We start from the raw sequence: 22,534 nt of genomic DNA, 5'->3' as shown, positions 1-22,534 counted from the left end.
CGGATAAGTTAACGCGAAAAAACTTTAATCAAAATCGACAACGACCTAAAAAAAATCCCCACTTAGTAGTGAGGATTTTATCAGTTAAATCAATCTCGTTAAAGCTTGATTAATGGCTTTGACTTATTTTGCTGGATCGCAATTTAAACTCAGTAACATTAACTCTCTTAGTGCAACAGAGAACTTTGCAAACTCATGCGTGCGACCAATTCTAAAGTCAGCTAAGATTTGGTTCCAACGTTCAAGTGGTTGAGCATTCGTCTCAATCCAGTTATTAAGTAAGGCTTCGACTTCAGGTTGTTCAACACCACAATCGCAGCGTAAAACGACTTGTGCTAATGAACGTTGCTGCCAATCAAGTTCCTCTCTAAATGAAGCTCTAGCAAGCGCTTGCCAGTGATTAGATACCGGTTGGCTAGTGATCTGATCTAAGAACCAATGTAAGTCTAAACGAACACCTAGCTTGAAGTATAAGTCAGCAACTAATTCAATTGGACGATTATCCGCTATTGAAATATCAGCAATATCCATTACCGGGAATAATGAACTTAACTGTGAAATACGTTTTGCGATTTTCACTGGAACGCCTGTTCCAACAAGATCTGTTTCAACACGTTGTAGTTGTTCAACTTCTGCGGTTACCAATAACTTATCTAAATTGTTGGCTAAATTTTCAAACGTTGGACGATACATAGCGATTGTTTCAGCAATACCTAACGCTTTATTACGATGGCGTAAGAACCAACGTGTTGCTCGTCGTACCGTACGACGCATTTGAAATAACATTTCAGTTTGAATAGAAGTCGAAATTTTATTATCTAATTCGGTAATTTCGTTCCAAATGGTTGATAACTCAAAAACTTCACTGGCCATAACATAACAATTGGCGATTTCAGCAACCGTTGCACCTGTTTCTTCATGCATGCGATTAACAAAATTGAAACCCATATCGTTACCAATATCATTGGCTAATTTTGTCGCTATAATTTCAGCACGCAGTGGATGCAGTTGCATTTGTTCTTGATACTTAACCTGTAATTGTGGAGGGAAAGCTTCAAGTAATAAACGATCGTGATAAGGGTTGTCCGTGATACCTGGACAAACCAAATCTTCTTTTAAGACCATTTTACCATAGGCAAGTAGCACTGAAAGTTCTGGGCGAGTTAAGCCTTGACCTTTAGATAAACGCTCAGAAATTTCATCATCCGTTGGAATAAATTCTAAAGCACGATCTAATTTACCCGCTTTTTCTAAGCCATGGATAAAACGCTCTTGCTCTTTTAATTGTTTAACGCCACGCATTGCCGTAATAGACAATGAATGGGTTTGGCGATAACAATCTTCTATAACAATTTTACCGACATCATCAGTCATATCATAAAGTAACTGATTACGTTGTTTAACGGTTAAGTCACCATTTTGTACTAAACTGTTTAATAATATTTTAATGTTGACTTCATTATCAGAACAATCAACACCGCCGGCATTATCAACAGCATCAGTATTAATTCGTCCACCACGTAAACCAAACTCAACACGACCCAGTTGGGTGAAACCTAAGTTACCACCCTCGCCAACAACTTTGGCTTGTAATTCTTTGCCATTGATACGCAATGAGTCGTTCGCTCTGTCGCCAACGTCAAGATGGCTTTCTTTTGAACTTTTAACATACGTGCCAATACCGCCATTCCACAATAAATCCACCTTCATTTTCAAAATGGCTTGCATTAAATCAATCGGTGACATGGTTTGTTTTTGCGTACCGAGCATTCTCTTAATTTGTGGTGTTAACTTGATAGATTTCACATGACGGCTGAAAATCGCACCACCTTCAGAAATTAATTCTTTGTTGTAATCTTCCCAAGTACAGCCCGGCATATTAAATAAACGTTCACGCTCTACATAAGAGCTTGCTGCGTCGGGATTAGGGTCAATAAAAATATGCATATGGTTAAATGCAGCTTGTAAACGGATGTGCTTTGACAACAACATACCATTACCAAATACATCACCCGCCATATCACCAATAGCAATACAGGTGAAATCAGTTGTTTGACAATCAATATCCATTTCGCGGAAATGACGTTTAACAGATTCCCAAGCGCCTTTAGCCGTAATTCCCATCGCTTTATGGTCATAGCCAACACTACCACCAGAAGCGAACGCATCGCCCATCCAGAAGTTATATTCGTCGGAAATCGCATTAGCAGTATCTGAGAAGGTTGCCGTGCCTTTATCGGCAGCAACAACCAAATAAGCGTCATCGTCATCAAGACGAACAACATTCAGTGGTGGCACAATTACGCCATCAATAATGTTGTCGGTAAGATCTAACAAACCACGAATGAAGGTACGGTAACATTCTTTACCTGCTTCAAATATTTCTTGTCTAGTACCGCCTACTGGGAGTTGTTTACAAACAAACCCCCCTTTAGCGCCAACAGGAACAATAACCGTATTTTTAACTTGTTGAGCTTTAACTAAGCCTAAAACCTCAGTGCGGAAATCTTCTTGTCTATCTGACCAACGTAAACCACCACGGGCGACTTTGCCACCGCGTAAATGAACACCTTCAAGTTGTGGTGAATAAACAAATATTTCAAATTCAGGAAGCGGTAGTGGTACGTCACTTATCTGGCGAGGTAAAATCTTAAATGAAATGTAAGATTTTTGACCTGTTATCGGATGAGGTTGAAAATAGTTAGTACGAATGGTGGCACTGATCATTTCAACAAAACGGCGGATAATACGGTCATCATCTAAGTTAGCGACATTATCGAGAGATTTTTCAATATCAGCACTGACTTTATTCAACGCTTTTTCTGAAATTTTCGTCGTTGGATCAAAGCGGAAAATAAAGAATTTAATCAATAACTCAGCAATATTAGGGTAACGAGCAAAAGTATCTTCGATATAACTTTGGCTAAAGGTACCACCGATTTGACGCTCATATCGTGCATAAGCACGGATAATAGAAACTTCGCGACCACCAAGCTCGGCACCTAAAATTAAACGGTTAAAACCATCATCTTCTAAATCACCCGCCCAAACTTTTGCAAAGGCGTCTTGGAACAAGTTTTGTACTATTTCAAGGGTGAACTTACCTTGTCCGGTCAGTAACATCGAAAAGTCTAAGATCCAACAATGTTCACCCGTTAATGTTTTAACTAAATAAGGGCTTTCACCAATAACACGTAAACCGAAGTTTTCAAGGATAGGTAAAATATCTGACAAGTGGATGGGGTCGCCCGTATGGAACAATTTTAATTTTACGTGACGGCTGTTAGCACTTTCTTCTTGTGGTTGATAAAACAACATTTCCAGTGGGTTTTCTGCTGATAACGACTCAAGTTTTTCAATATCAACGATTGCCGTACCCGGTAACACTTCATCTTTGTAAGATTGTGGAAAACTACAGTATTTACGACTTAATGTTTTACCTTTAGCTTCACCTTTGTGAGAGTTCAGAGATGCTGCGAGTTTATCATCCCAGCTTCTTGCTGCTTCATTTAAGTTCTTTTCAATTTGTTTCACGTTGATATCTGCTTTAGTTGATTTAACACGAACAATATAGTGGGTACGCGCTTGTGCTGATTCAGAAAAGTAAGTGGTAAACTCGACTTCTTGACCGCTACCAAATGCTTCTTTGAGTAACTTTTGAGTATTAACACGTAATTCAGTGTTATAACGTTCTCTGGGTACATAGACCATACAAGAGTAGAAACGATCAAAGGCATCACGGCGAACAAAAAGTCCAGAGTAATCACGCTCTTGCATTTGGAAAATGCCTAAAACATTTTTTAATAATTCATCTGTGCTACTTTGTAATATTTCGTCACGTGGGTAGGTTTCTAAAATATTAATCATCGCTTTATAAGCGTGAGTACCACGAGCAAAACCAGAGCTTTCACAAACGGTGGTAACTCTAGACTTTATTAACGGTAAATCTAAGGCACTATTGGTATAATAAGCAGAGCCAAATAAACCAACAAAGCGTTCCTCACCAATAACATTACCTTTAGCATCGAAACGTTTTACGCCAATATAATCTAGGTGGGCAGGACGATGTACGCGTGACCGAGAATTGGTTTTGGTCAAAATTAACGGGTTAACCCCTAAAGCAAGCTCTCGAGCAGAACTAGATAATGTTGAAATTAAGCGTTCTACTGTGCCATCAGAGCGCTTCATTAATCCTAAACTTGATTCAACATTGGCCGAGAGTGCCATATCACCTGTTAATGTTTTAACATTGTATGAACGATAGCCTAATAAAGTGAAATTATCGTTTAACATCCACTTTAAGAACTCTAATGCGTCATCATGATCATTGATTGAACAAGGTAATTTTGCTTCGGCTGTTTCGGTGATCACTTCACCAAGACGTGCACGCATTGCTTGCCAATCGTCAACCGTTATCGCAATGTCATTAACCACTGAATGAAGCTCTTTGGTTATTTTATCAAGGACTTTTTGATCGGTTTGACGGTCAACTTCAATAAAGAAAACAGCGACAGCCGTTGCCGATTTTAACGATTTATTAGCGGCTGCTGATAAACGTGTAATTTGATTTTTGTCATCACGAATAATATTAATAGGACTATTTAACATTAAATGCGGTGATAAGCCTAAACGGTTAAGGGCAATTCGCAATGAATCAACAAGAAATGGCATATCGGCGATAATGACTTCGATAATAGTATGACTTGATTTCCAGCCATGCTTAGAAACTTGAGGATTAAAAACTTTAATCACCGGTGCATTATTTTGGTGACCATTTAACGAATTCCACAGACTTAACGTCGCACCGTACATATCACTATCGTTACGATGCTCTAAATCAAGCGTAGAAATATTGCTATAAAGGAGCTCTGCAAACTGCTCAACGAGCGGAGCTGTCTTAGCGGGAACTTTTTGCTGAATTAACTGTGCTACATTCGAGAGTATCACTGAGGGTAAACCGTCTACTAACGCCATGCCGTTTTCCTTTTTGGATAAAACGCTGTTGTACTGAATCATTTCAAAATTGATTATTTAAAACAATTAACAGGGTAATTTGTATAATTTTTTATATAAATATTTATTATTGTCTAAAAGAATAGACTATATATGCGATTTTATTAAGAATTTTAGGCTATTGCGAGGAATATTTTACTATTTATGGTGATTAATTATTTACAGCGGCTTGTCAAAATTACTGAGAGTAATTGTTTATTCACTTGTTATAAATAGAAAATGACCTTTCGGTCATTTTCTTGTTTATTTATGCAGGTTTAACGTATTAACCTTATTTTTTATTAGGCCATAAAAAAGCAGCAATAGCAGGTAGGACCAGTACTGCAGCGATCATATTCACCAAGAACATGAAGGTTAAGAGTATTCCCATATCGACTTGAAATTTCAAATCTGACCAAAACCAGGTTGAAACGCCAATAGCTAAAGTAACACCCGTTATTAAGACTGCACTGCCTCGCTCTTTCAAAGCGAGTAAATAAGCTTCTTGAACTTGGTAACCCTCACGTAATTTTATACTCATCGTTGATAAGATATAAATACCGTAATCGACACCAATACCAACACCTAAAGCAATAACCGGAAGTGTAGAAACCGTTAGGCCAATATCAAGTGCGGTCATTAACCATTGCGCTAACGTTGACACGACATAAAGCGGCACGATAACGACAATCGTGGCACGCACACTTCTAAAGCTAATGAAACACAATAAAGTTACCGCGCCGTAAACGTAAAGCATCATCGGCGTTTGCGCTTCAGCAACCGCTTCATTAGTCGCTGCCATAACACCAACAGGGCCAGAGGCAAGTTTAAACTTAACCTCGTCTGTTTCTAATGCCTGAGTAACAACTTTTACTTTATCAACAACTCGATTAATGGTTTCAGCTTTGTGATCTTCTAAGAAAAGAATCACGGGCATAACGCTACAATCACTGTTCAATAGGCCACTTGTTGAAGGTATTCGGGCAATTGATTGCACTAATGTTTGTTGGTTGCGTGATAGAACACGCCATCTAGCATTACCTTCGTTATAACCAGCATTAACAATTTTAGCAACTGACGCTAAACTGATTGCTGATTGCACACCAACCGTATTTTCCATCTGCCATTGAAAGGTATCTATTAAGTCCATTGTCTCGTAAAAAGTACATGAATCAGCAGGGCTTTCAACGATCACTGACATATAATCAACACTGATGGCATAACGGTCAGTAATTAAAAAAGTGTCTTGATTATAACGTGATGTCTCATGCAAAGATGGAGCGCCCGCATGAAGCTCTCCTATTTTCATGTCTTGTGAGTAATAGTATCCAGCAGCATATAAAACAGCGGTTATAACAAGTATAACTGTTGCAATTCGCTTGGTAGCAAACGAAGACATTACATCCCAAACAGTGACTTTGTTCTTATCTGCTATTTCAGGCTCAACTTTAGGGACATGAATAAAAGAAACCAATAAAGGGAGTAAAATTAAATTGGTTAAAATAATCATAGCAACACCCAGAGATGCAGTAATAGCCAATTCACGAATAATACCGATATCAATAGAAAGTAACGTTAAGAAACCGACCGTATCAGACAGCAAGGCGATACCGCCTGGTATCAACAACAAGCGAAAGCTCATTTGTGCGGCTTCTTTGGATGTTGCTCCCTTACTAACCAGTTTGGAGACCGAGTTAATCATTTGTACACCATGGCTGACACCAATGGCAAACACTAAAAACGGCACTAGAATCGACATCGGATCGAGTCCAAACCCTAAGGTAGATAACATACCTAACTGCCAAACAACGGCAACCAGCGAACATGCTATCGGTAAAAGGGTTAGAGAAATAGAACGACAAAACCAAAAAACCATCAGCGTGGTAATAACAATCGCAATGGCAAAGAAAGCAACAACGCCTTTCGCGCCCTCAGCAACATCGCCAACCATCTTACTAAAACCAATAATATGGATGCTGATATTATCTTTTTCGAATTTTCCTCTAATTTGTTGCTCAAGTTGCTCAGCAATAACAAGTGTATCTAAGCGTGCCCCTGTTTGTGGGTCTGTATCCATTAAGGACGCTTTAACCATGGCACAACTGTAATCGTCGGCAACAATACTACCAACGATACCTGCTTTCTCAATATTGGCTTTAACAACAGCTAAACCTTGTGAATCAGGCTGAAAATTTGCCGGGATAACCGGACCACCAGCAAAACCGTCTTCAACAATTTCAACAAAACGGGTGCTCGGTGAATATAATGATTTAACTTGAATACGGTCAACACCAGGAATGAAAAATAACTGATCATGAACACCTTTTAGCGCGCCAAAGAAAGATTCATTAAAAATATCTCCTTCTGTGTCACAAACTGAGATAAGCACGTTATTAGCGCCACCAAAGTTTTCTCGATATTCAAGATAGGTTTTCATGTAGGTATGATTAAGGGGAATGTGCTTTTCAAAAGCCGCATCAAGCTTTATTTGGCTCGCTTGAAAAACAAGAAAAATACTGGCTAGTACGAAAGCAACAAGCACCATGACTCTTTTACGGAACATAGTGGCTTCGATAACATTAATAAGGGATTCTATTTTCATTTAATTTACTTCATCTGCTTCAGTGGAATTGGCGGTAAGCGTATTTATCGATTTACTTTTATTTTAACTTAGTCAGTGCAATGACTTTAAGACCAACTTCAGAAACGATGACTAACTGGTTATTAAACCAAACACCGCTAATTAACGCTTTGCCGTCAGCTTGAATATTCAAAGAGAAGCTAGCGCCATCATCGTCACTTTTTAAAATAACACCATTATTTCCTAAGACAAAAATACTACCGTTATCACCGAGCACTATCGAATTTAATAAGGCTTGGGTATTGGAATTAATATGTTGCCAAGGCGTGCCACTTTTTAAACTGCGAAAAATATTACCGCGCAAACCAACAACTAATAAATTTCCTTGTTGAGTGCGAGCAATATCATTAAATGAACCTTGATATATTTTGTCAAACGGCAACCATTTTTCGGCAAAATCATTGCTTTTAGCAATTAAACCTACTTCACCCACCATATAAAGCGTACGACCGTCTTTAAAGATGCTATTGAAGTGAGCAAGTATACTGCCTTGTTCATCTAAATAAGCCTCTTCATCTTGTTCTTTTAATTCTTCTAAGTAAGCGAGGTCTTCAGGGAATAGAAACTCACCATGAAATTCAAATGTCCAATTTTCACCGCCATCACTGGTGCGGTATTGCTGACCGTATGCGCCTATCGCTATGCCTTCATTTTTATCTTTGAAAATAATATCGAGTAAAGGTTTTTGCTTAACGGGTAAGTATTGTTGTACTTGCCAATTTTCGCCGCCATCACTAGAAAACAATATAGTGGCGTCATGTCCAACAGCCCAACCATGAGTAGCATCAATAAAATATACTGCCGTTAGGGTTGAACGAACGGGAACGTTAGCTTGACGCCATGTAATTGCGTCGTTTGAAAGTAAAATATGACCACGTTCACCTACAGCGACAAGCTGCTTATCGTTGATTTTAAAAATATCAAGCATAAGTGATTTACTGGCTAAAGGTGCTTGCATAGCAGGAAGTTGCTGTGAAAAAGCATTAAGGAAGAATAAAGTGCTAAAAAGGAAAGCCAACAGACGTTGCATAAAGAAGAATTCTCATTCGTTAATAATTAAAGTGTTACTTTTATCATATCATCCATGACATTGTTAAAGTTTCTTATCTTTTAAAGTATAACGGCTGACAGTTGTCAGCCGTTATAAATGTTTAAACCTAGCGGTTATCTGCGCCCTTCACGTCTTAATGCAGAAGAAGTAAATGATATATCATCTAACTCAGCTGAAAAGTCATACATTTTAGCTTCATTATCTAAGCCCATTGCTATGTAGCGACGAGACTGTAAATCATGGAACACTTCAAGTGTAGACCATTGTGTAGGAACTTCGTAATAATTCAAACCATGGGCAACACCAACACGATATAACTCGTCACGGTTATCGTAAATATCGGTTACCGCAATTTGCCAGCTATCTTCATCAATAAAGAAAACACGTTTTTTGTAAGTATGGCGTGTATCTGATTTTAAGTTAGCTTCGACAACCCATACACGATGTTTTTCATAACGAACATGTTCTGGGTTAATGTGGCCTGGCATTAAAATATCCGCATATTTTAATGAGTCGCTGTGTAAACGATAATCATTGTAAGGGATCAATAATTCCTGTTTCCCTTTTAATGTCCAGTTGTAACGGTTTGGTGCGCCGTTAAACATGTCGAAATCATCTGTGGTACGTAATCCATCAGACGCTGTACCTGGCGTGTCATAAGCAACATTTGGTGCACGGCGAACACGACGTTGTCCGGTGTTGTATGTCCAAGCTTGGCGTGGTGTTTGTATTTGGTTCATTGTTTCATGAACTAATAATGCGGTACCCGCTAAACGTGCTGGTTCAGTTACTTTTTGCTTAAACTTAAACAAAATATTTGTTTCTTTAAGTTTATCTGCTGAAGCACCTTTAACCCCATATGGGATCATAAGCTGATCGTCAAAACCTAAATAAGTATAATCACCAGAAGCGGTCGGAGCTGCTTGACCCCCTTCTCGTGTTAAAGATTCACCACGATAACGTAAAATGTGATTCCAAATAGCTTCTAAGCCATCTTTTGGTACCGGAAATGGGATACCAACAGCCGCGTTAACAATACCATTACCGCCTTCAACTAATTCTGTACGTCCGGCATTATCAATACTTGCTTGATAAACATGCTCAGGGTAAGAAGCTGAACGTCTTGATTGGTAAACATTCATTTTATAAGTATCAGGATATGTTTCAAATAACTTGACCTGACCCGGCGTTAACATGGCTTTATATTCACCCACGTTAGCCGCAGTGATCGTGTATTTTACTTTGTCGGTAGAAAATGGGTCTATATGGTGATCACCAACGGTATAGCCAGCAGGAACAGAAGTAATACCACCGTTCCATGCAGGAATAGAACCGTCTTTATTGGCCGCACGCACTGCGCCAATCGGTGTTAGTTCTTTACTTAACTTTGCGACCTCAGTCGATGAAACTTTAGCTAAAGTTGCTGTTGACACAATAGCCAAACTTACTGCAACTGAGGCTAATGTTAATTTTTTTAGTGAATTTTTCATAATATTGCTCATTAACTTAGCCCTTATATAGAATATTTAATGCTGAATGAAATGTAATCGCGGTCTGCTATTTGATTGGTTGTACCTACGCCATCCCAAAAACCGTTATAGTTAATGTCTGCTGACCAGCGACTTTGGTAATTAAAGTTAATACCTAAGGCGACAGACTTACGTTTTTCAACAAATAAGAATAATGGATCTGGTGTGGTACCTTTAACATCATGAGAGAAAACCACACGTGGTGAAATGTTAATACCAGCGATAACGTTATTAAAGTCTAACTTAGCAATTGCACGGTAACCCCAAGCAAATGCGTCTGGGAACGGGTTAGTTTCAACACCGTCCTGAACTGCCATTTCTAAACCTTCTTTACCGGCAATGCCACCGTTACGTGCAGTACCTGGACCATTTAATCGTAATACGTCTTGGTCAGGCATGTCTTGCAGGTTAATACCACCCACTTCAACTAATGTTGTTAACTGGCTGGCGCCAAATGAAGGACCCCAAAGATGCGTTAGCGTTGTTTGTGCTTGTAAAGTATCTGATAGAACAAAACCATCAGCATGTTCGCCGCCCTGGAATATTGGCATTTGAGAAATACCATCAAGCTCAGTGCGACCTTGATCATTCGCTAGTTGCTGTGGCATCGCCGCAAACAATAACTCAACATCATCAATTTGCAACGGTTCATCTTGGCGGTAAGTAATTTCACCGGCAACAGAAGTTGTGCCTAAAACGGTGTTAAAGCTCATTGCATAAACTTTAATGTCTTCTACGTAATCAAGTTCTACACGAGAGAAGGCTTTCAAATTTGTATAATTTTCTTCAGTAATAGCGCCTGAAAGTAACATACCAATATCATGACCAATAGCTTCATTACTAAAATCAGCAGTAACACCAGCAAATATTGGGCGACGGCTATGGTAATTCATGTGGTAAAGACTGATTTCGGTGTCGTTGAATTCAGGTAAAAACCATGATAAACGAAGACCATACTGGCCACCATCTTCAGGTTCATTTTCTGCATCAGCTTGACGAAGTGTAACCTTCGTTGGAAAAGCGCCTAAATAAGCTGCGCCGATACTTTCAGCAGGAACAGCGCCAGCAGCAATAGCACCACTAAGGGTATTTAGACCTTCAATAAGATAATCTAAGTCCATATCAGGGTTACTACCAAAGCCTAACTGAACATTATTAAACTGACCACCGTCACCAGCAAAGTCATTAGTTGAGAAGTAGCTACCCGGTGCTGGTAACACTGTTTTTTCCCAGTTGTACTGGTAGAAGGCTTCAATATTGAAATTCTCAGAAACACCAAGTGAACCCCAAATTGCACCGAAAGGAATAAAGGCTTCTTTCAATTCTGAACCAGGAGCACGAAGACGAGCGATATCAACAGGGTTTAACTCACTAATACCGTGAGAGATTAAAGTACTTTCACCCCAGCTGATCACTTGTTGGCCGACACGAACAGAAAGCGGCATGTCACCTACAACGAAATCACCATAAACGAAAGCATCAAGTAATCTTACGTCATTACATATTTGATCACTTGCTTCACCGTCACGACAAGGATCGTTTCTAACCTCTGATAAAGGATTAGTCCACGCTCGGTCGCCGTCACTCATTTCAAAATCATAGAAATACATGCCACGAACGAACAAACCAAAGTTTTCATAACGAACTTCTAGTTCGTGTGAACCTTTGATTATCTGAGAAAAGCTATCACCGGCGTTATAGTTAAGGTTAGCGTTATCACCATTGGTTGAATAACCGCCTTTTCCATTCCATACCGTTGCAGGATCAGGATTTGGATTTAATGATGGATGATAATTACTAAAATCAAAACCATTATTTAAATTGTTTGACTTACCAACATTATCATTCCAGTTGCGATCTTCTACACGCCAACTTTGACCGTAACTAAACGTTGAATCAAAAGTAACGTCGAAGTTGCCTAATGTAAAATTCTCTGCTTGTGCTTGGCTTACTGTCGCTAAACAAACAAGCGCAGCGGTTATACTGGCAGCTAAAGGTTTTTTATAAAACCGATTGCGAGGGCTATATTTCATTTATTCTCTCCCCAGAGCGTGTAGATTATATTTTATTTTTATCATCGCTACTTACTATTTGAAATAAGTGGTCTAAAACAATAATTGCATCATTTTATCAATGGTGCAAGAGGTAAAAACAATTGATAATACCCTGTGTTTTAATGACTTCTAATCAATAAAAAGCGAATCAGACACTAGCGTTTTAAACAAGCGTTTAAAACAAAAAATTCTTCATATAGATTTTAACAAGTAGTTACTTGTATTAAGTGTTACAGCGAAACAGGCCAATAGCCTTCAAACACATCAAATGGTCCGACCACTGTTTAAAGCTAATACTCTAATCATGCCATTTTTGTCACAGATAAAAATTTATTATTTTCAGTTTCTAGACAAAAAAGCCCCTTAATACCTGTAGATAATAAATATTTTCGCATATGCATTGCCGGAAATTGTACCCGCACTCCTTGAGTTGTAGTAACAACCATCTGCTGAGCTTTACCTTCATAATAAGGGAAAAACTCAGCAGTGGTCATATTTATTGAAAAGAAATATTTCATAAAAGAGTTAGCTCGCTAAGGCCGCATCAAGTTTTTCTTTTAAGTCTTTTGATAAGTTTTTAAGTGTAGTCAACTTCTCTAATTCTGCGCGCATCAATTCCTGTCTAGATAAATCAAAAGATCTAAATTGAATTAAAGGCGTAATGAGCCTTGAAGCCACCTGTGGGTTTATTTCATTCAACAAAGCGATTTGCTCTGCGAGAAACTGATAACCCTGGCCTGACTGACAGTGAAAATAACGCGGATTATTAACGCTGAAGCTACCCACTAATGAACGTGCCCGATTTGGATTCTTTAAGCTAAATAACGGGTGAGTTAATAAGTTACCCAATGAAGTAAAAATATCTTCGCTACATTGTTGAGCCGCAAGACTAAACCACTTATCCATGACTAATGCTGTACTCTGCCATTTTTTTTCAAAATGCTGTAACTGCCCTGCTAAGTCAGCTGAGTTGTTTTCAGCTGAGCAGACTAATGCTGCCAAAGTATCAGTCATGTTATCTGACGATTGATATTGTTCTACTACCTTGCTCTTTTGATGCTCAAGTAAAGAGAGGTAAGACAAACAAACATTTTTTAGTGCGCGTTGGCCAACTTCTTCACCGTCATATTTATAGGCAAAAGATTTATTGGCAGTAAAGGCTTTCTCAAAACTAGCGGTTAAGCCGGTCACTAAAAATAACTTCACTGCGGCAATAGCATTAACTACTTTGATGGGATCAACCTGTGCTATTTCTGCGACAACTTCGTCAAAACTAGGCAGTGATAATTGTTCGGCTTTAAAGGAATTATCGGTATTTGCGTCAAAAATAGCTTGATAAGTCGTTAATAAACTCTGTGGCAGAACAAAGCTACTGTCATCGACTAACGCTTTAATATAATTCAACATCAATTGCTGACCAGCGTCCCAACGACAAAACTCATCATCGGCAAAAGCCATAATGGTTGCCAGCTCTTTATCTGTTTGCTTAATCGTAAGCTTCACCGGCGCTGAAAAATCTGCCAATATCGCTAGCACAGGTTTAACAGCAAGATTGTCAAAGGTCCATGTTTGCTGCTCAGTGGTTAACTCAAGTAACTCACGTCCGATCACCTTATTGTTTTCGATAAGCTCAATAGCAACAGGGATATGTAATGCTTTACCCTCGCTACCGTCTTTTTGATTTGGATTTTTCTGGGTCAAGGTTAATTGATACTGTCCCTTTGAAAAAATCTCATTTACAGATAATGTCGGCGTACCCGACTGATAGTACCAGCCTTTAAATAAATCAAGGTCAACACCCGAGGCATCTGACATCGCATTAATAAAGTCATCACAGGTCACGGCCATACCATCGAAGCGAGCAAAATATAAGTCCATGCCTTTTCTAAACTTAACTTCTCCTAACAAGGTGTTAATCATGCGGATGACTTCAGCACCTTTTTCATAAACGGTTAAGGTGTAAAAATTATTCATCTCTAGTACTTTTTCAGGACGAATAGGATGAGCCATAGGTCCGGCATCTTCAGCGAACTGTTTTGAACGCAGCAATCTCACATTTTTAATACGGTTTACTGCAGCACTGTGCATATCAGCGCTAAACTGCTGATCGCGAAATACTGTTAAACCTTCTTTTAGACTTAACTGGAACCAATCGCGGCAAGTTACCCGATTACCCGTCCAGTTGTGAAAGTATTCATGACCGATCACAGCTTCAATATTAAAGAAATCAGTATCGGTGGCACTCTCATTATCTGCTAAAACAAATTTCGAATTAAAAACATTTAAGCCTTTATTTTCCATCGCTCCCATATTGAAGAAGTCGACGGCTACAATCATGTAGATATCGAGGTCATAAACTAAACCAAAGGTTTCTTCATCCCAAAGCATCGATTTTTTTAGTGATGCCATCGCATGGTGAGCTTTAGGTAAGTTACCTTTATCAACAAATATTTCTATTGCCACATCGCGTTTATCTTGGGTGGTAAAGGTATCAACAAGTAAGTCAAAATCACCAGCAACCAGAGCAAATAAATAACAAGGTTTTGGATGAGGGTCATGCCAACAAGTAAAATGTTTCCCTTGCGGTAAATCACCCGCTGCAGTTTTATTGCCATTTGATAACAAATAAGGGTAACGCTTTTTATCAGCAATGACTTTGGTTGAAAAGGTCGACATCACATCAGGACGATCTAGGTAATAGGTTATACGTCTAAAACCCTCGGCCTCACATTGTGTACAAAAAGCGCCGCCCGACTTAAATAAGCCTTCGAGTGAGGTGTTATTAAGTGGGTCAATTTCAGTCACTATAGTTAGTGTAAATTCATCAGCACTAATATCTAGGGTTAACTGTGTGTCACTGACCTGATAATAACTTTCAGGCAAGTCTTGATGATCAATTTGCAATGAAATAAGTTTCAATTGCTCGCCATCAAGCACTAATTGCTTAGCCTCTTTATTTTCACGTTTAATCGCCATAGTGCTGGTTACTATGGTTGCCGTGTCAGCAAGTTCAAAGGTCAGATCGACGGTGGTAATAGAAAAATTTGAAACTTGGTAATCAGATAAATAGCGCGCTGTAAAGTCAGTCATGAGCGTTTCCTTTTTGAAAATATAAAGCCTGTAAAAACAGGCTTTATATTAAGTCGATATGAAGCGTAAATAAAGGATGAATATCCTCTTTTTATCGCAATGTTCTTTGATGTTAGCTCTTTATCGCTTCGTCACTGTTTGTTGCTAACATTTTAATTTTAAAACCGGTGTAACCATAAACGATGGCAAGCACCGGGTTAATTAAATTAAAAAAGCAATAAAAAATATAATCGTATGATGTTAATGCCAACGCGCCAAACATAAAGGCACCACAAGTGTTCCATGGAATTAACGGTGAAGTAATAGTGCCTGAATCTTCTAACGTACGACTTAATAGTGTTGGATGAAAACCTCGGCGTTTAAATTCAGCTTTAAACATACGACCAGGCATAACTATCGCCATATATTGATCGGCTGTTATTAAGTTAGTGCCAATACAAGTTGCAACAGTGCTGGCGATTAAGCTTCCCGTTGATTTAGCTGTTGAGAGAATGGCTTTAACAAATTTATTTAGCATACCTAAATGCTCTAACACGGCACCAAAACTTAAGGCACACATTACCAACCAAATCGTGTTTAGCATACTCGACATACCGCCACGACTAAGCAATTCATCAATTTGTTTGTTGCCAGTGTTAACCACTACGCCATCAAAAAATGCTGTCCAAACCACGGTTATATAAGCTTTAACGCCACTAACGCCTTCTGCAGCCATGTTTAAAATAAGCTCTTGCTGAAAAACTAACGCCCAAACAGCGCCAATTAAAGCACCAATCGCCACAGCAGGAAATGCTGGTACTTTTTTAAAGGCTAAATAAAGTAAGATAAAAAGTGGGATAAGATTAAGTATAGAAATATTATAAGTTGCATCTAGTGTGGTCAGCAAGGCATCAATACTTGTGGTGTCTCCAGTTACATTTGAAGAGTGATCAAAGCCAATAATAAGAAACAGCACCAAGGCGATGCTAATAGAAGGTATGGTGGTCCATAACATATATCGAATATGTTCAAATAATTCACTGCCTGCTACTGCAGGAGCAAGGTTAGTCGTTTCAGATAACGGCGATAATTTATCACCAAAATAAGCACCTGAAATAACAGCTCCCGCCGTAACCGCAGTCGACATTTCAAAACCGTTCGCAATGCCAATAAAGGCAACACCGACCGTTGCCGCTGTAGTCCAAGAACTGCCAATACTCATTGCGACAATACCACAAACTAAACAGGCAGCGGCGTAGAACCAACTAGGGTCAATAATTTGTAAGCCATAATAAACCATCGTAGGCACAGTACCAGACAGTAGCCAAGTTCCTATTAATGAGCCAACTGCTAACAGTATTAAAATTGCCCCCAAAGAAATAGAAATACCACCGACAATTGACTTCTCAATCGACTGCCACGTATAACCATTCTTGATACCAATAACAATCGCTATACCCATAGCGAGTAATAAAGCAATTTGATTTGGACCATAAGAGGAGTTGTCAGCAAAATACCAAACGGCTGTTGTTAACATAACAACTAATGCAAAAATAGGAATTAACGCATCTAGCATGCTCGGTTCTTTGTGGGTGTTGATTACTACGGGTTGATTGTCTTTTTCTGGCTCTGTCATGTGCGATGCCGACCTTAAGTTTTTTATAGTTATAATTTTTAATGTTTATATCGTTTTTATTAACGAGTTATCTTATTTTTCATTAGGAAAAATAGTACAACGCTAATCAAATTGATATTAATCACAAACCCCTAAAAGTCAGGGTAACGCATATAGGCTAATCTATAGAAGAAATTGAGTTTAGCTTTTTTCTTACATAAAAGCCGCAATTAAGCGGCTTTTTTGGGTGGGTAATCATTATTTTTTAGCGACTTTACCCAGCGAGATTAAATCAAAAGTTATCTTAGCCGTTTCATCTAAAAATGGATCCAATTCTTCTAACTCATCAGGTAAGTCTTCAAGTGATTTCACTTTTTCTTTACCCATAACAACTAATCGTTCATTAACACGAATAAGTTGCTTCGCTTTTCGTTCTTCGCGTTTTGCTTTACGTTCATCTAACTTAAGGGAAATAGTTTTATCGTCTTTCTCTTTTTGATAAACCGCAATATCATCAAGTAAGTAGTTAAACTCACGATTGCCTTTAACACGCTCACTATGCAGTGAAGTGAGGTACGTTAAGTCAGCCGATAAGTTACCTAAAGCTTGATATTTTGCCTTAGGGATTTGATCCCAAGGTAGTGCATTTTTCTCTCGACTTTCTCCCCAGTCTTCTGGGTCAACAGCCGTTGGAAAAGAAATATCGGGTAAAACACCTCTATGCTGAGTACTACCACCATTGATACGGTAAAACTTAGCGATGGTAAATTGAATACTACCTAATGGATTATCATAAAGGTCATAAACTCGCCCTAGTCCACGATGTTGCTGAACAGTACCTTTACCAAAGGTATGTTCGCCTACGATTACCCCACGACCATAATCTTGAATCGCTGCGGCAAAAATTTCAGAAGCAGAAGCACTGTATCTGTCAACCATCACGGTTAATGAGCCATCATAAGAACTGACTCCATCATCATCACTATTAACTTGTACTCGGTTTGCACCATCACGTATCTGGACAACGGGGCCTTTATCAATAAATAAACCCGTTAATAATGTTGCTTCACGTAATGAACCACCGCCATTACCACGTAAATCAATAATAATACCAGCGACTTGTTCGGCTTTAAGTTTATCGAGTTCTTTGTTCACATCGCGCGATAAATTATTATAAAAACTAGGTATAGTGATAATGCCTAATTTTTTAGACTTTTCATCACCTTTAGTTTCAAAATACACTTCAGACTTTGCCGCTCTGTCTTCAAGGACTATTTTATCACGAACAATCGTAACAACTTTAATAACGGCATCATCTTCCGCTTCCGCTGGCAAAATTTGCAAACGAACTTTGGTGCCCTTAGGTCCTTTAATGAGATCTACAACATCATCTAAACGCCAACCGATAACATCTTCAAATTTATCATCGTCTTGCGCAACACCGACGATTCGGTCTTTAGGTTTTACTTCGTTTGATTTGTCTGCCGGTCCACCGGGAACAACGCTATTGATAACCGTATAGTCTTCTTCAGCTCTAAGTACCGCACCAATCCCTTCAAGAGACAGATTCATGTCCATTTGAAATTTTTCAGCATTTCTTGGTGATAAATAAGAGGTGTGAGGTTCAACAACGCGAGCAAAGCTATTCATGACGACTTGAAAAACATCTTCACTTTCACTTTGTTTTAATCTTTTAATCGCATAACGATAGCGTTTGCCTAAAACTTCTTGCACTTTAGGCCATTCTTTACCCGCTAAGGTTAAATTTAGGGCGTCGTACTTAACTTTTAAGCGCCATAACTCATTTAATTCTGCACTATCTTTTGGCCAATCAGCTTCTTCACGGTCGAAGTTATAAACTTCGTTTACAGTAAAGTCGAAAGGTTCTTTTTCTAAAAGGCTTAATGCATATTCATAACGCTCGGCACGTCTTTGAAGGTTTAAGTTAAATATGTCATAGGCTATATCTAACTTACCACGAGCGATTATTTGATCAAATTCAAGACGATGCTTTTGAAAGTCTTCTATATCGGTCGCTAAAAAAACATTTCGAGCATAATCAAGTTGTTTTATATAACGGTCAAATATTTTTTCAGAGAGCGCATCATCCATGTCAACTTTCGAGTAATGGGCTCGAGTAAACTGCGCAGTAACGCGTTTACTCGATGCAGCATGCTGGCTTTCAGGAGCCAATATGGGTAGCGATTCTACCTTATCAAGATTTTCGACAGCAAAGATGTTCATTGCTGATAGCGACAAAGAAACGGCAATTGCGATACGACAAATTTTTAGCATGCCCAAAACACTCCAATTTATTCAGTAAATATATTTTTAATTTGTGTCTTAACAACCATTCCTGAATTTAATTGTACACTCACATCTTTACCAGCAACTTCAGTGATAACAGCGTTCATAGGCGAGTTGCCTAATTTAACTTTAACGCTTTTACCAACAACGACTGCGCAGTCTTCAACAGGAACAAGTTTAACTTCTGCTTTAGTATTTGTCGATTTAGTTGATTTTACCGACTTAAACTTAGCTTGTTTTTCTTGCTTTGCTTCTAGGTTGTGAGCAGACGGTTTTGCTTCAGTAGGATTGTCTGACTTATTAAGCTTAGATCCTTTATAAGGCTTTTTGCTTGCTTTGTCGTGTTTGTTTTTGTTACCAAATTTGTCTTGGCTTTCTTTTAGTGTCTTACTGGCATAGTCAGCTTGCTCTTGATCTATCTCAGCAGAGTCATTGCCATCGATATCAACACGAAAGTTACCCAACTTAACTGCTTTCAAATAACGCCAGCTGCTGGTGTAATGTCTTAATGCTTGGCGTAAGCGAGTTTTACTTACAGTGCCATCTTCCGCTAAATTTGCAGACAAATCTTGAAAGATGCCGATTTTAAGCGCTTTAGCTGGACCATCAACCGAGAAACACTTTGGAAATTTATCCGCTAAATAAGCAATAATTTCTTTTGTGCTTAACCGTTTAACTTCAGTTTCTTGCTCTGCTGCTACTGGTGTTTGTTGTGCAACGTCAGTATCAACTGCAACGTCAGTAGTTACTTCAGTTTCAGTATTACTCATTTCTGTTTTGCTCACTTCGTTTACTATTTTAGTGTCCATAAATACAACTTTTTAAAAATTCTTAAATCTAAGAGGTTAAATCTTGAAGGTACTGTTCACGGTTATCCAACAAATGTTGGCACCAGTCATAAATATCTTCACTATCTATGTCAGGTAGTGATTCTTGGCAAATCCAAGTGTCCCAAACCAAAGATAATAATTGCGCTAATATCTCTGGTTCAATATCTTCTTCGGCTAAATCATAAATCAGATGATAAATTTCATTTATTCGTTCGGCAACGAATTCTTCTTGGCCATCCCAGTCACCGACAATACTTTCGCTAACGAGATAATCATGAATAACGATAATTTCTTTCATTAGTTTAACACGCCATGCTTGATGATCATATTTTCAAATAAATTAATTATTGCTTCCAAACCTTGTTGATCAATTTCATCAAAATGATCATAGGCTGTGCTATCTATATCAAGGACAGCAATAATATTGTTACCGACTTTTACCGGAATAACAATTTCTGAATTACTACTTGCATCGCAAGCAATGTGACCATCAAAAGAATGAACATCGGCAATACGCTGTGTGGTGCTTTGGCTAACTGCTGTGCCACAGACCCCTGTGCCAACAGGAATACGAATACAAGCCACTTTACCCTGAAAAGGCCCTAAAACTAGTTCATTATCAATTAAACGATAAAATCCAACCCAGTTTACTTGTGACAAGTGCTCAAAAAGTAAGGCGCTGATATTTGCCATGTTAGCAATAATATCAGGTTCATCGCTGATTAAGGCATCAACTTGTTGGTAAAGTTCTTGATATAAATCATTTTTATTCATAAATACCGGTATTCTTATGTTTATCAAAGATAAGTGATGGTCAAAAAACGCATAACATAACCCGATAACCCGCGAAGTTAAAGCAATTATTACAGATTTTATGCACTTTTAACTTATATTGCTGCAAATTAGCTTAACTGCCGCTTTATTTCTCGGTTTTTATAGCAAAAGTAACATTCACTTGAGCAACAACATTACTTTCTGCTACATGTGAATTAAAACCGCCGTTACTTCTACCTGCCACACCATAAGTGTTTGGTGTGTGATAAGCAGACTCAGTCAAATTTGAAATTTTACCTAAGGTAACGCCCATTTGCTTGGCAATAGTGATGGCTTTTTGGTGCGCATTTTTTAAGGCATTGATCAGCGCTTGTTGATACAAAGCTTCATCGTTTATTATTGAAGTTTGCAAAGCAGAAATGCGATTAACACCGATTTTTACAACATTATCGAGTAATTGGTCATAGCGCGAAAAATCGGTAAAAGTCACTTTTATGGTACGAGAGACTTCAAAGTAAACTTTTTCTTGCTGAGCCGCTGAGTTATCTGCTAATTGATGACTATTAATAAACGCTTTCGTGTTGCTTTTTTCGAACTCTCCTTGATTAGGCAACTTCTGATGAACGATTATCGCTGGCACATCAGCCGGTATTTCATAGCGGGGAATTAATTCTAATCGAGCGGATTCAATAGCAGACTCAGCAATGCCCATTGATAAATACATCTGGGTCACTAACTGGCTTTTGTGGTCAACCAAGGCTTTGGCTTTGCTGGCAACATTGCCGCGTTGGCTAACCGTCACCGTAAAAGTAAACTTGTCAGGCTTTGCACTAACCGACCCTTTACCAATGACTTCAATACCCTGAGTCGTGTATTGCTCTGCTGTGATTGATAATGAAAATAAACTGATCATAATAACGAGTAGGTATTTCATCTTATCCCCAATAGTGAGTTGTTTGTAAAAAGGTACATTAACTATTTTACTTCTGTTGAATAGATTCAACAAATCGTTTTTGTTGTTCTTTATTTGCTTTATGCCACCAAAACTTTAATTTATTTAAAGCATCGTCTGATTTTTTAATATCGCTACTTTGTTTATTATTTTCAGGCGTTTTAGCCAGCTGTTTTTGATGTTCAGCTATTTTTTTAAAGGCTAAACCCGCTTCAAATTCAGTTAAACTTTGATTAAGCACAAATATAGCGTCTTGTTGAACTGAGTTTTCATTAAAAGACTTTATTTCAATGGTCGGGGATTGGGCAAATTCACGTGCGTTAAAGCTGTCAGATATAACGGGGGTCACCATAATGTACTTCTGGTGGACGGTTTCTTTTAAAGTAAATAAAATAACTTGGGGAGCAGACTTTATAGTTACGTGGTCGTCGTCGTCATAATTTTCAAAAAGCTCGCTATATTGCACGATTAAAATATTTTCACCGCGCTTTATATCAACGACAGTATTTCGGCTAAAAAAATCACTACTTGCCTTTTCACCATTAACTTTTATCAATTTATAAACATCAGGCACCACCAATTGTGCAGCAACAGCATCGTTGACATTTATAAAACAAAAAAATAAACAAGCTAATAAATTAAAAGACCAAGGTGTCATCAGTAAAACCTACACAAAAAGAATTAACGAAAGCTTAGCTTATCGTTAATTCGTACTATTTG

The 22,534-nt window shown here is 38.4% G+C and carries 14 protein-coding genes; all 14 read right to left on the bottom strand.

Features of this window, described 5'->3' with window-relative positions:
• Positions 1–123 precede the first annotated feature (123 nt).
• Complete coding sequence (locus H4J62_RS05180; RefSeq protein ID WP_182214223.1) at positions 124–4,974, bottom strand: NAD-glutamate dehydrogenase; 4,851 nt, start codon at positions 4,972–4,974, stop codon at positions 124–126.
• Positions 4,975–5,284: 310 nt separating this feature from the next.
• On the bottom strand, positions 5,285–7,594 hold the full coding sequence (locus H4J62_RS05175) for an RND family transporter (protein WP_182214221.1): 2,310 nt from the start codon (positions 7,592–7,594) through the stop codon (positions 5,285–5,287).
• Positions 7,595–7,652: 58 nt separating this feature from the next.
• On the bottom strand, positions 7,653–8,663 hold the full coding sequence (locus H4J62_RS05170; protein ID WP_182214219.1) for a YCF48-related protein: 1,011 nt from the start codon (positions 8,661–8,663) through the stop codon (positions 7,653–7,655).
• A 134-nt stretch (positions 8,664–8,797) separates the two neighbouring features.
• Positions 8,798–10,174 (bottom strand): DUF1329 domain-containing protein, encoded by a 1,377-nt coding sequence (locus H4J62_RS05165; protein WP_182214217.1) that lies wholly within the window; start codon positions 10,172–10,174, stop codon positions 8,798–8,800.
• Positions 10,175–10,197: 23 nt separating this feature from the next.
• Positions 10,198–12,246 (bottom strand): DUF1302 domain-containing protein, encoded by a 2,049-nt coding sequence (locus H4J62_RS05160; protein ID WP_182214216.1) that lies wholly within the window; start codon positions 12,244–12,246, stop codon positions 10,198–10,200.
• 323 nt (positions 12,247–12,569) lie between these two features.
• The gene (locus H4J62_RS05155; protein WP_182170154.1) at positions 12,570–12,785 is read right to left on the bottom strand and encodes a DUF2835 family protein; all 216 of its coding nucleotides are present in this window, start codon (positions 12,783–12,785) and stop codon (positions 12,570–12,572) included.
• 7 nt (positions 12,786–12,792) lie between these two features.
• The gene (gene pepN / locus H4J62_RS05150; RefSeq protein WP_182214214.1) at positions 12,793–15,357 is read right to left on the bottom strand and encodes an aminopeptidase N; all 2,565 of its coding nucleotides are present in this window, start codon (positions 15,355–15,357) and stop codon (positions 12,793–12,795) included.
• Between the two features lie 112 nt (positions 15,358–15,469).
• Positions 15,470–16,972 carry a Na+/H+ antiporter NhaC gene (nhaC, locus tag H4J62_RS05145; protein ID WP_182214212.1) on the bottom strand — a complete coding sequence of 501 codons (1,503 nt, stop codon included), beginning with the start codon at positions 16,970–16,972 and terminating at the stop codon, positions 15,470–15,472.
• Between the two features lie 237 nt (positions 16,973–17,209).
• Positions 17,210–19,246 (bottom strand): carboxy terminal-processing peptidase, encoded by a 2,037-nt coding sequence (gene prc, locus H4J62_RS05140; RefSeq protein WP_182214210.1) that lies wholly within the window; start codon positions 19,244–19,246, stop codon positions 17,210–17,212.
• Between the two features lie 17 nt (positions 19,247–19,263).
• Positions 19,264–20,067, bottom strand: a complete 804-nt coding sequence (gene proQ / locus H4J62_RS05135) for an RNA chaperone ProQ (RefSeq protein WP_259364616.1) — start codon at positions 20,065–20,067, stop codon at positions 19,264–19,266.
• Between the two features lie 28 nt (positions 20,068–20,095).
• Complete coding sequence (locus H4J62_RS05130) at positions 20,096–20,386, bottom strand: hypothetical protein (RefSeq protein ID WP_070376584.1); 291 nt, start codon at positions 20,384–20,386, stop codon at positions 20,096–20,098.
• The gene (locus H4J62_RS05125) at positions 20,386–20,862 is read right to left on the bottom strand and encodes a GAF domain-containing protein (RefSeq protein WP_182214209.1); all 477 of its coding nucleotides are present in this window, start codon (positions 20,860–20,862) and stop codon (positions 20,386–20,388) included. The genes H4J62_RS05130 and H4J62_RS05125 overlap by 1 nt, the downstream gene beginning before the upstream one ends.
• A 145-nt stretch (positions 20,863–21,007) precedes the next feature.
• Entirely contained in the window at positions 21,008–21,796 is a 789-nt protein-coding gene (locus tag H4J62_RS05120) for an SIMPL domain-containing protein (RefSeq protein ID WP_182214207.1), read from the bottom strand.
• Positions 21,797–21,842: 46 nt separating this feature from the next.
• Complete coding sequence (locus H4J62_RS05115; protein WP_182214205.1) at positions 21,843–22,472, bottom strand: DUF2057 family protein; 630 nt, start codon at positions 22,470–22,472, stop codon at positions 21,843–21,845.
• Positions 22,473–22,534: the final 62 nt, after the last annotated feature.

It is taken from the genome of Colwellia sp. BRX8-5, from assembly GCF_014077325.1.
Classification (GTDB): Bacteria; Pseudomonadota; Gammaproteobacteria; order Enterobacterales; family Alteromonadaceae; genus Colwellia_A.
The sequence above is the reverse complement of the archived record's forward strand: the minus strand, read 5'-3'. Positions and strand labels throughout refer to the sequence as shown.